The sequence below is a fragment of the Sphaerobacter sp. genome (genome assembly GCF_019683595.1).
Classification (GTDB): Bacteria; Chloroflexota; Chloroflexia; order Thermomicrobiales; family Thermomicrobiaceae; genus Sphaerobacter.
In genome coordinates this window covers 1-9,698 of the sequence record NZ_JADGHZ010000132.1, presented here as the reverse complement: position 1 = coordinate 9,698, position 9,698 = coordinate 1, and the positions used below count along the sequence as shown (strand labels likewise).

The following is a 9,698-nucleotide window of genomic DNA, read 5'->3' as shown; positions in this document are numbered from 1 at the left end:
GGCGCCCCCCCCGCGGGCCCCGGCCGCGGGCCGGGGCCCCCCCCCGGGGCGCGGCGGGGGCCGCGCGATACCACAGCGGCGGCTCGGGCCGCCGCACTCCAAAGAGCCGGCTGCAGCCGGCTTTTCTTGTCAGCCCGGCGGCTTCAGCCCCGGGCACATGCCGCGGCGCCGGATCCGTCACACCACCCATCTGTCGTCCCAACGTCGGCGCGGAACCCACCCCGGCGTGGGGCTGATGCTGTGCCATACCAAGGCGATGGCTCGAGCTGCAATCGGCTCCGCAATGCCCGGCTCCGCGTTCGAGGAAACGAGTGCCGGCTACCCCTCAAGTCTTCGCCACCCTCTGCCGATGATCCCTAACAGAGAGGAGGTCCGCCCCGACGGGGGCAAAGAAAGGTCAACCGGGAGCGACGCCGGACGGTCGCAGCCGATCGCAGCAGGCGATCGGAGACGGTAAGCGGACACCGTCGCAGGGAGGCGACGGTCGGAGAAAAGGCAAAGGAGGCCAGACCCATGCGTATCAATACCAACACCGCCGCATTGAACGCCCAGCGCAACCTGGGGATGTCCGCGCTCAGCATGCAGAAGGCGATTGAGCGCCTCTCCAGCGGCCTGCGCATCAACCGCGCGGCAGACGACGCGGCCGGCCTGAGCATCAGCGAGAAGATGCGGGTCGAGATCCGTGGCCTGCGCCAGGCCGTGCGCAACGCGCAGGACGGTATCTCGCTCGTCCAGACCGCTGAGGGCGCGCTCAACGAAGTTCACGGCATCCTCCAGCGCATGAATGAGCTCGCGCTCCAGGGCGCCAACGGCACGCTGGCCACGGACGACCAGAAGGCCATCGAAGCAGAGATGCAGCAGTTGGTGGAGGAGATCAACCGCATCGCCAACACCACCGACTTCAACGGCATCAAGCTCTTCAACGGCGGCGGCGCCGGCGTGACCGTGGAACTGCAGATCGGCGCCGGAACCTCGGCCGCGGAGCGCCTGAGCATCACCGTCCAGGGGATCAGCGCCACCGATATCGGCAACGCCGGCGGCACCGGTCCCGCCAGCCTCGATGCCGCGGTAACCGCCCTGGGGGCTGCGATCACGGGTGGCACCGGCGTAGCGCAGGCCTTCCGGGACGTGGTGGACTCGGTCGCGCAGGCCGTCAAGGACGTGTCCGATATCCGCTCCGGCCTCGGTGCCTACCAGAACCGGCTGGAGCACACCATCAACAACCTGAACGTGGCGGTGGAGAACCTGTCCGCCTCCGAGTCGCGCATCCGCGACGCCGACATGGCGGAGGAGGTCGTGGCGATGACCCGCGCTCAGATCCTCCAGCAGGCGGGTACGGCCGTCCTGGCGCAGGCCAACCAGGCGCCACAGATGGTGCTCTCGCTCCTGCGCTAGCCTTCGGACGCACGGCAACCTTCCCGGGCGGGACCGGCTCGCGAGCCGGTCCCGTTCCGTTTCTCTTGGTGCCCCCCCCGATCTATGGTCACCGGCGCCGCCTCCACCGAGACGCACGCTGATCCGCACCAGCCTCGGCAGTGAACCGCGGTCGCGACCTTTGCGCCCCTAAAGTTCACCCCCTACCCTGCCGATGATCTCTATCAAGGAGGGGCATGCTGGCCCACATCGTCACCCCTCACCGGGAAGGAGGCACCATGGCGAATCGAGTTGGTCCTGTCGACGCGGTCACTGAATCCCCCGCACGGGATGTCACGAGCTTTCCCTATCCCATCCGGCCGGCTCAGATCACGCACGGCCCGCGCTCGGCCGGGCGGCCGGCACTCATCCCTGGCGCCCCGAGCGACATCGTCGAGCTGAGCGTCGGCGGGATGACGCTGAGCAAGCTGCCGCCGACCGTCTACCTGCGGTTCCTGCGCGAGCAGGGGAGCAACCGCGTCGTCGTGCAGGTGGTGGACAGCGCCACCGATGAGGTGATCCGCCAGGTGCCGCCGCGCGCGCTGCACGACGTGCTGCGGCAGTTGGAGCAGCTCAGCCGATAGGGTTCGGAAGCACGGCTAGGCCCCGGGAACAGGGAGACACGGGATGAGCGTCAGCGGTGGGTTTCGGGTCGACGGGTTGATCTCAGGATTGCAGACCAGCGATCTGATCGAACAGATCATGTCGCTGGAGCGCCGCCCACTGCTCGCCCTCCAGCAGCAGCAGAGCCAGATCCGGGCAAAGCAGGCGGCCTGGCGTGATCTCGCCGCCAAGGTCCAGGCCCTGCAGACAGCCGTCGCCAACCTGCTCAACCCGACGACGCTGAACGGGAACACGGTCAAGATCGGGACGCCCAACGCCCCGATCACCGCATCGGCCTCGTCCAGCGCCACGCCCGGCACCTACTCGCTCCTCGTCTCACAGCTCGCGACCAGCACCGTGGCCCGCAGCACCGCGCCAATCTCGGCCGACATCGACACCGCCGCCCCGCTGGCCGCTGCCGGGCTGCGCGCTCCCATCACCGCGGGGACGTTCTCGATCAACGGCGTCAGCATCGCCGTCGACCCTGAGGTCGACTCGCTGGACGACGTGCTGGCGCGCATCAACGCCTCCGGAGCCGGCGTCACCGCATCGATCACCACGGTGGACGGCCGCGCGCGACTCCAGATCAGCGCCAACACGCCAGGCGGCGCGCTCCAGCTCGGGTCGGCCGGGGATACGTCCAATTTTCTGTCAATCACCCAGGTGCTGGCCGCCCCCCGCAACGGCGACTCGATCACCGGCATGGCCAGCCTCACAACGGTGAACACGACGGCCGCGTTGTCGAACGCGGGCTTGGCCACCCCTGTTTCGGGACGGGGCACGCTCACCATCAACGGGGTCACGATCGACTACGACGCCGACGTCGACTCCCTGAGCACGCTGATCGCGCGCATCAACGCCTCCGACGCAGGGGTGATCGCCAGCTACGACCCGCTGGCGGATCGGTTCCAACTGCAGAGCAAGCGGACCGGCAGTCTGACGATTGCGCTGTCCGACACCGGCACGCTGGCCAGCGCCCTGGGGATCGCCGATCCGGCGGCGCAGACGCTCGGCACGAACGCGGCTTACAGCATCGACGGTGGCGTGACCTGGCGCTATAGCACGACCAACACGGTTAGCGACGCCATCCCGGGCGTCACGCTGACCTTTACCGGCACCACGGCCGACCCGGTCACGCTCACCGTCGGGCCGGACGTCGACGCCGCGGTGAATGCGGTCAAGACGTTCGTCAACCAGTTCAACTCGGTGCTCGGCGCGATCCGCGCGCAGACCGGGTACGACGCGGCGACGAAGCAGGCGGGCTTGCTCAGCGGAGATCCCGGGTTGCTCTCGGTCGCCACCACGCTGCGTGACCGGGTCGTCGGCGTGGCCGTGGGTCTCGCCAGCAGCTACACGCTGCTGGGCCAGGTCGGCCTCAGCTTTGGGAAGTTCGGCAGCGCCGTCGGCACGACCGACAACCTGCAACTCGACGAAGCCAAGCTCCGGGCGGCGCTCACCGAGAACCCGAACGCGGTCTTCGAGCTCTTCGCCGCCCAGCCGAGCGCGCGTTTGACGACCGCGGGGGACATTGTGAGCGTGGTTGGGCAGCCGCGGGGCCTGCCGACCGGCGGGCGCTACGAGATCGAGTCCGACGGCAACGGCAACCTGACCGCCCGCCTCTACGACGCCGCCGGGCAGCTCGTCTCGACGACTACCGGCACGATCACGCCGGGTGGCACGAACACCACGCTGATTCCCGGGGTCACGCTCCGGGCGGCCGACACCTTGACCGGCGCCAGCAGCACGCTGGCCGTGAGCAACACCGAGGGCATCCTGAGCGGGATCGATCGCTACCTGCGTGAGGTGCTGAGCGACAACGGCGTGTTCAAGCTGCGGGACACCGGCGCCGACGCACAGCTCAAGCAACTCGACGACCAGATCCGCCGGCTGCAAGACCGCCTCGACATGCGCGAGGAGAGCCTCATTCGCCAGTTCTCGCAGCTTGAGCAGACGCTGGCTCGATTGCAGGCGCAGAGCCAGGCGCTTGCGGGTCACCTGATGGGCCTGATGGCCGGTTCAAGCATCAAGTAGCGGCGGAGATTGCCGCCGCGTGGAGCGGCATTGGGACGTGGAACGACGGCAGGGAGAGGAATGACGATGATGAACCCCTACGACCAGTATCGGCGCATCGCCACCGAGACGGCCGACCCGGTCGAGCTCGTGCTGATGCTCTATCGCGGCGCTATCCGGAACCTCGAGGTTGCCGAGGCCGCGCTGGAGCGGCGCGACACGTCCCAGGCGCACCAGTTCCTGGTGAAGACCCAGAATATTGTGGCGGAGTTGATGGGTACCCTCAACCTGGACGCCGGTGAACTCGCCCACAACCTCCACCGCCTCTACGACTACATGCAGCGGCGGCTGCTCGTGGCGACCCTGCGCAAGGATGCCGCCCCGGCCGCCGAGGTGCGGGGGATGCTGGCCGAGCTGCTGGAAACGTGGGAGGAGCTGGCACGGCGGTACCGGGCAGCCCGGGCCGGTCAGCCGGCTCTGGCCGGTGTGCGCGGCGCAGCGTAGCGGGAGACGGACGATGGAACACCTGACCACCACCCCTGCCACCACGATCGACGCCACACTGGCGGGTATCCTCGCGCTCGCTCGCCGGCAGGCCGACGCCGCCCGCGCGGGGGACTGGGATGCCGTCAACGACCTCGCCGCCAGGCGAGATGAGCTGACGGCCACGCTGAGCGCTGCGGACACCGGCGACCTCCACGAGGAGGCGACGCGCGAGCGCATCGCGGCTATTGTCACCGCGATCGAGGCCGCCGACGATGAGGTCGTCGTCCACGTCCGGCGCGAGCTGGAGCGGCTCGCCGGAGAGATGGCCGAGATCCGTCGCGGCCGCGCCGCCGCGAGCGCCTATGGCCGCGGGGCCGGCGGCGCCCGGTACGATCTGGTATGTCGCTATGGCTAGGACACGGGGGCGAGGACTGCTGGTGGCCGGAGTGGTGCTCTCGGCGTTCGCGCTGGGCGGCTGCAGCCCGCAGGTGACCATCACCATCGGCAAACCCGCCGAGACGCCTTCGGTGATGCTCATGGACCCGGCACCGACACGCACCCCGCGTGTGGCGCAGTCGCCCGGGCAGCAGGCCCCCCCGGCGAGCGGTCATCTGTCCTCCGGCTGGGTGAGCATCAGCCAGAGCGTCCTTCGCATGCCCCCACCGACAAGCCTTGAGATCCCAGCCTTGGGAATGTCCGTCCCTGTGGAGCAGGTACCATCCGCCGTGCTCGACGGTGTGTGGCAATGGCCGGTCCCCGCCCACAGCGCCGCGCACCACCTGGGCACCGCCAACCCCGGCGAGCCGGGCAACATCGTCCTCTCCGGCCACGTGGTGACCAATGACGGCCCCGGGGTCTTTGCCCCGCTCCTCCAGGCCGCGCCCGGCCAGGAGGTCATCCTCCGGAGCGACGCCGGGACGTTTACTTACCGCGTCGAGTCGGTCACGGTCGTCCCCGAAACCGATACCAGCGTATTCCTTCAGGTTCCCTTCGAGCGCCTGACCCTCATCACCTGCGTCCCCGACGGGGTCTACAACCACCGCGTCGTCGTCGTGGCCCGTCCCATCGCCGCGTCGACCGCCTGGACCTCCTGATACGAGGGCCGTACCAGCCGTCTTTCCCTACCCGATCACCCATTAGTGCCAGGAAACGGGCTGTCTAAAGGACTTTCTTCCCCAGTGCGAACTTAGACCGTTGGGGGATGCAGGCGCGCACCTCCCAAACCTACAGTAGTGGCGATGTACGTACACTCGGTTGCCTCGCGGCACCGGCTGCCCGCCGGGGCAGGCGAGGGTCCCGGACCCTGGGACCGCGCTGCCGCTACCCGAGATCGGCGGTGCGAACTGGATGGGATGTCACCTCGCGAGGCGACCGGGTTGATCGACTGACGCGGAGAACGGCCATGAGCATCTTCGAGACGATGCGAGTCAGCATGTCGGGCCTCACGGCCCAGCGGCTGCGCATGGACGTCATCGCCAGCAACATCGCCAACGTCGACACGACCCGGACGCCCGAAGGCGGCCCCTACCGGCGTCGGCAGGTGGTCTTCACTGCGGTGCCGGGAACCGACTCCCGGGCAACCACGGGCGGTTTCCAGCGGATCCTGGCCCCCGTCGATCCTGAGGGCAGCGCGGGCCAGGGCGTCGCCGTGACCGCGATCCGAACCGATCCGGATGCCGTGCGCCGGGTCTATGAGCCGGACCACCCCGACGCCGACGAGGAGGGCTTCGTCCTGCGGCCCGACATCGACGTGATCACCGAGATGACCGATCTGCTCGCCGCCAGCCGGGCCTACGAAGCCAACGTCACCGTGCTCAACGCCGTCAAGGCGATGGCGAACCGGGCGCTGACGATCGGCCGCGGGTAGTGAGCGTCGGGCACGAGGCAGGAGAGGATAGACGATGAACGTTCCACCGATCAATCCGGTAGCGGTAGACGCCAGCACGGCAATCGTCCAGCCGCGTTCGACCCAGCCGGTAGGCGGTGCGTCCTTCACCGACATGATCGAAAAGGCAATCGGCGACCTGAACCAGTCGCTCAATCTCGCCGACGACCTCGCCGTGCGCCTGGCTGCAGGGGAAGACGTCGATCTGCACGAGGTGATGATCGCGCTGGAGGCGGCCGGGATCGGCCTCCAGACGGCGATCCAGATCCGCAATCGGGTAGTCGAGGCATACAAGGAAATCATGGCCATGCCGGTCTAGCCCGCCGGCGGGTACGGCGCCCCGCAGGGGGTGACATCCCCGGGACCGGCGACCGGGCGGAGGAAGTAACCACGCCATGGTGAACGCACAGATCGAGCGCCTACGCAACGCTTGGAACCGCCTCTCGATGAACCAGCGGGTGGCCGTGATCGCGGTCCTGATCACCGCGGTCATGGCCCTCGGCCTGCTCATCGCGACCCGGCCGCCACAGCGCTACGGCATCGCCTTCAGCGGCCTGAGCGGTGAGGATGCCGCGGCCATCGTCGAGAACCTGCGCGCGAAAGGGATCCCCTACGAACTCAGCAGCGACGGCGGCACCATCCGCGTTCCGGCCGACCAGGTCGCGGCCGTGCGTCTCGACGCCGCCAGCCAGGGCCTGCCCCGCGGCGGCAGCGACGGTTTCGAGTTGTTCGACAAGTCCTCGCTCGGCCTGACCGACTTCACCCAGCGCGTGAACTACCAGCGGGCCATCGAGGGCGAACTAGAGCGGACGATCGCCAAGATCGACGCAGTCGAGGCGGCGCGCGTCCACATCGTCATCCCCGAGGAGTCGCTCTTCACTGACGAACAGCAGCCGACGACCGCTGCGGTGGTGCTCAAGCTCAAGTCGGGCCGGCAGTTGACCGACGCCCAGATCCGCGGCATCACCCACCTCGTCTCCGGCGCGGTCCCGAACCTCAAGCCTGAGAACCTCACGGTGATCGACAACGCCGGCAACCCGATCTGGGCCGGCCCTGATGGCGGCTCCCAGTTTTCCGGGCTCGACGAGCGGTTCCGGCTCCAGCAGGCGTACGAGCAGAACCTGGAGCGACAGCTCCAGGCACTCGTCAACCCGATCGCCGGACCGGGGCACGCCGTGGTTCGCGTCAGCGCGACCCTGAACTGGGACGAGCGCAACAGCCAGAGCGAGATCTACTCGCCCGACGGCCAGCAGCCGCAGGTGCGCAGCCAGCAGGAGCGGGAGCAGCGCACGAGCGGGACGGTGACCGAGACGGGCGGCGTGCCGGGCGTCGATGAGAACGTGCAGACGTATCCGGAAACCCCGGGCACGGGGAACCAGTCCGAGTCGAGCAGCCGCGAGGTCACGACCAACTATGAACTGTCGCGGCGGGTCGAACAGGTCGTTCAGGCACCGGGGCAGGTGCAGCGCCTGTCAGTCGCGGTGATGCTTGACGGTAGCCAGGTCGACCCGGCCGTGGCGCAGGAGATCCAGGATGTTATCAGCGCCGCTGCCGGGCTGGTGCCGCAGCGGGGCGACACGATCACGGTGACCGCGGTGCCGTTCAGCGACCTCGGTAACCAGAATCTGATCCCAGATGGTGGGACGCCCATCCTCGAGTACGCGCTGACCGCGCTCAAGGTTCTGGGCCTGATTGCGATCCCGCTGGTGGCGCTCTTCTTCGCCCGCCGGATCCTGGTCAAGCCGGACGATGCGGGCGAACTGACCCCGGCGCTGGCGACGGCCGGCGGCCCCGCGCTCGCCGAGCCGCCGATGCCGGCCTTCGCGACGCAGCGCATCTCGATCAGCGAGACGTCACCAGCGCTGGAGGATGAGGACCAGTCACAGTCAACCGATCGCGGACTGCCGCAGTTGCCGGCGCACCTGCAAGTGATCGAACTGGCGAACACGGACCCTGGACAGGTCGCCCAGTTGCTGCGGGCCTGGATGAGTGAGGAGCAGTAACGATGGTAGCAACCGCAGCCACGCCCGCAACCGAGGCGCCCAATCTTCGGTTGGTGAGCCCAAGCGCAGCCAGCCGCCGGCAGCTCAAGGGGGTCACCAAGGCGGCAGCGCTGCTGGTGGCGCTCGGGCCGGAAGCGTCCTCGAAGGTGCTCCAGACGATGACCGAGCATGAGATCGAGACGCTCACGCTCAAGATCGCGGAGCTGGACGGCCTGACGCCCGAGGAGGCCGAGCAGGTCCTCACCGAGGCGTACGAGTCGACTCTGGCGCGGCACTACATCGCTCACGGCGGTGTCGAGTTCGCGAAGAACGCGTTGAGTCTGGCGCTCGGGCCCGATAAGGCGGCCGAACTGATCGACCGCATCATTCAGCTCCATCCGCCGGCACCGTTCGCCTTCCTGCGGAAGTCGGATGCCAAGCAGCTCGCCAGCTTCCTGCAGAACGAGCACCCGCAGACGATCGCGTTGATCCTCTCGCACCTGCCGCCGGTCCAGGCCGCCGGGATCCTGACCAGCCTCGGCGAGGAGCTACAGGCCGATGTGGCCCGGCGCATCGCGACGATGGACCGCACCCCGCCGGAGATCGTCTCCCGGGTCGAGGAGGTCATGCGGCGCCGTCTGTCGTCCCTCATCTCGCAGGATGCGCACCGGGTGGGCGGTACCAGCTACCTCGTGGCCGTGCTGTCCACGGTGGACCGGGGCACGGAGAAGTACATCCTCGACCGCCTCGAGGAAACCGACCCGGACCTGGCCGAAGAGGTCCGCAAGATGATGTTTACCTTCGACGACCTCAGCCTGCTCGACGACCGGTCGATCCAGCGGGTGCTGCGCGATGTCGACATGCGCGACCTGGCGCTGGCGCTCAAGGCGGCCAAGGACGACCTGCGCGAGCGGATCTTCAGCAACATGTCGTCCCGCGCCGCGGAGATGCTGCGCGAAGAGATCTTGTATCTCGGGCCGGTCCGCATTCGCAACGTCGAGGAGGCCCAGCAGCGCATCGTGACCGTCGTCCGGCGCCTGGAGGAGGCCGAGGAGATCGTGATCGACCGCGGAGGGGAGGGGGTGCTCCTTGGCTAACAGCCGGATCATCAAACGTTGGATCCCGGCCGCCGAGGTCTATCCCCTCACGCCTCGTCCGACGCGCCACGACCAGGAGCAGGCCCAGGCGATCGTGGCCGAAGCCGAGGAGCGCGCGGCAGCCATCCTCGCGGAGGCGGAGGCCCAGGCCGCCGCCATCCGCTGGGAGGCCGAACAACAGCGCGAGCGGTTGATGGAGGAACTGCGCGCCGCCGCGCTGGC

Annotated in this window: 10 protein-coding genes and 1 pseudogene; all 11 read left to right on the top strand. The window is 68.6% G+C overall.

Annotated features, from left to right (window positions below; genetic code table 11):
- Positions 1-513 precede the first annotated feature (513 nt).
- Positions 514-1,395: a flagellin gene (locus IRZ30_RS12755; RefSeq protein WP_294085678.1), complete on the top strand. Its 882-nt coding sequence runs from the start codon at positions 514-516 to the stop codon at positions 1,393-1,395.
- A gap of 257 nt (positions 1,396-1,652) precedes the next feature.
- Positions 1,653-1,997: a flagellar protein FlaG gene (locus IRZ30_RS12750; RefSeq protein ID WP_294085676.1), complete on the top strand. Its 345-nt coding sequence runs from the start codon at positions 1,653-1,655 to the stop codon at positions 1,995-1,997.
- A gap of 43 nt (positions 1,998-2,040) precedes the next feature.
- A complete protein-coding gene (gene fliD / locus IRZ30_RS12745; RefSeq protein WP_294085674.1) occupies positions 2,041-4,047 on the top strand; it encodes a flagellar filament capping protein FliD in 2,007 nt (668 codons plus the stop codon).
- A gap of 60 nt (positions 4,048-4,107) precedes the next feature.
- The gene (gene fliS / locus IRZ30_RS12740) at positions 4,108-4,530 is read left to right on the top strand and encodes a flagellar export chaperone FliS (protein ID WP_294085671.1); all 423 of its coding nucleotides are present in this window, start codon (positions 4,108-4,110) and stop codon (positions 4,528-4,530) included.
- 13 nt (positions 4,531-4,543) lie between these two features.
- Positions 4,544-4,927, top strand: coding sequence for a flagellar protein FliT (locus tag IRZ30_RS12735; protein ID WP_294085669.1), 384 nt, complete (start codon positions 4,544-4,546; stop codon positions 4,925-4,927).
- Positions 4,928-4,949: 22 nt separating this feature from the next.
- A complete protein-coding gene (locus IRZ30_RS12730) occupies positions 4,950-5,606 on the top strand; it encodes a sortase (protein ID WP_294085668.1) in 657 nt (218 codons plus the stop codon).
- A gap of 308 nt (positions 5,607-5,914) precedes the next feature.
- Positions 5,915-6,379, top strand: a complete 465-nt coding sequence (gene flgC / locus IRZ30_RS12725; protein WP_294085667.1) for a flagellar basal body rod protein FlgC — start codon at positions 5,915-5,917, stop codon at positions 6,377-6,379.
- Positions 6,380-6,413: 34 nt separating this feature from the next.
- Entirely contained in the window at positions 6,414-6,716 is a 303-nt protein-coding gene (gene fliE / locus IRZ30_RS12720) for a flagellar hook-basal body complex protein FliE (RefSeq protein ID WP_294085666.1), read from the top strand.
- A gap of 76 nt (positions 6,717-6,792) precedes the next feature.
- Positions 6,793-8,400, top strand: coding sequence for a flagellar basal-body MS-ring/collar protein FliF (fliF, locus tag IRZ30_RS12715; protein WP_294085665.1), 1,608 nt, complete (start codon positions 6,793-6,795; stop codon positions 8,398-8,400).
- Between the two features lie 2 nt (positions 8,401-8,402).
- Complete coding sequence (gene fliG / locus IRZ30_RS12710; RefSeq protein ID WP_294085664.1) at positions 8,403-9,476, top strand: flagellar motor switch protein FliG; 1,074 nt, start codon at positions 8,403-8,405, stop codon at positions 9,474-9,476.
- A pseudogene (locus IRZ30_RS12705) lies at positions 9,469-9,698 on the top strand (type III secretion system protein); the annotation flags it as partial. The gene fliG and the pseudogene IRZ30_RS12705, both read left to right, overlap by 8 nt.

Bases quoted from the DNA above. Each gene is read 5' to 3' on its own strand.
- IRZ30_RS12735 (WP_294085669.1), top strand. From the start codon at position 4,544: ATGGAACACCTGACCACCACCCCTGCCACCACGATCGACGCCACACTG.
- fliD (WP_294085674.1), top strand. From the start codon at position 2,041: ATGAGCGTCAGCGGTGGGTTTCGGGTCGACGGGTTGATCTCAGGATTG.
- IRZ30_RS12750 (WP_294085676.1), top strand. From the start codon at position 1,653: ATGGCGAATCGAGTTGGTCCTGTCGACGCGGTCACTGAATCCCCCGCA.
- fliF (WP_294085665.1), top strand. From the start codon at position 6,793: ATGGTGAACGCACAGATCGAGCGCCTACGCAACGCTTGGAACCGCCTC.
- fliE (WP_294085666.1), top strand. From the start codon at position 6,414: ATGAACGTTCCACCGATCAATCCGGTAGCGGTAGACGCCAGCACGGCA.
- fliG (WP_294085664.1), top strand. From the start codon at position 8,403: ATGGTAGCAACCGCAGCCACGCCCGCAACCGAGGCGCCCAATCTTCGG.
- flgC (WP_294085667.1), top strand. From the start codon at position 5,915: ATGAGCATCTTCGAGACGATGCGAGTCAGCATGTCGGGCCTCACGGCC.
- IRZ30_RS12755 (WP_294085678.1), top strand. From the start codon at position 514: ATGCGTATCAATACCAACACCGCCGCATTGAACGCCCAGCGCAACCTG.
- fliS (WP_294085671.1), top strand. From the start codon at position 4,108: ATGACGATGATGAACCCCTACGACCAGTATCGGCGCATCGCCACCGAG.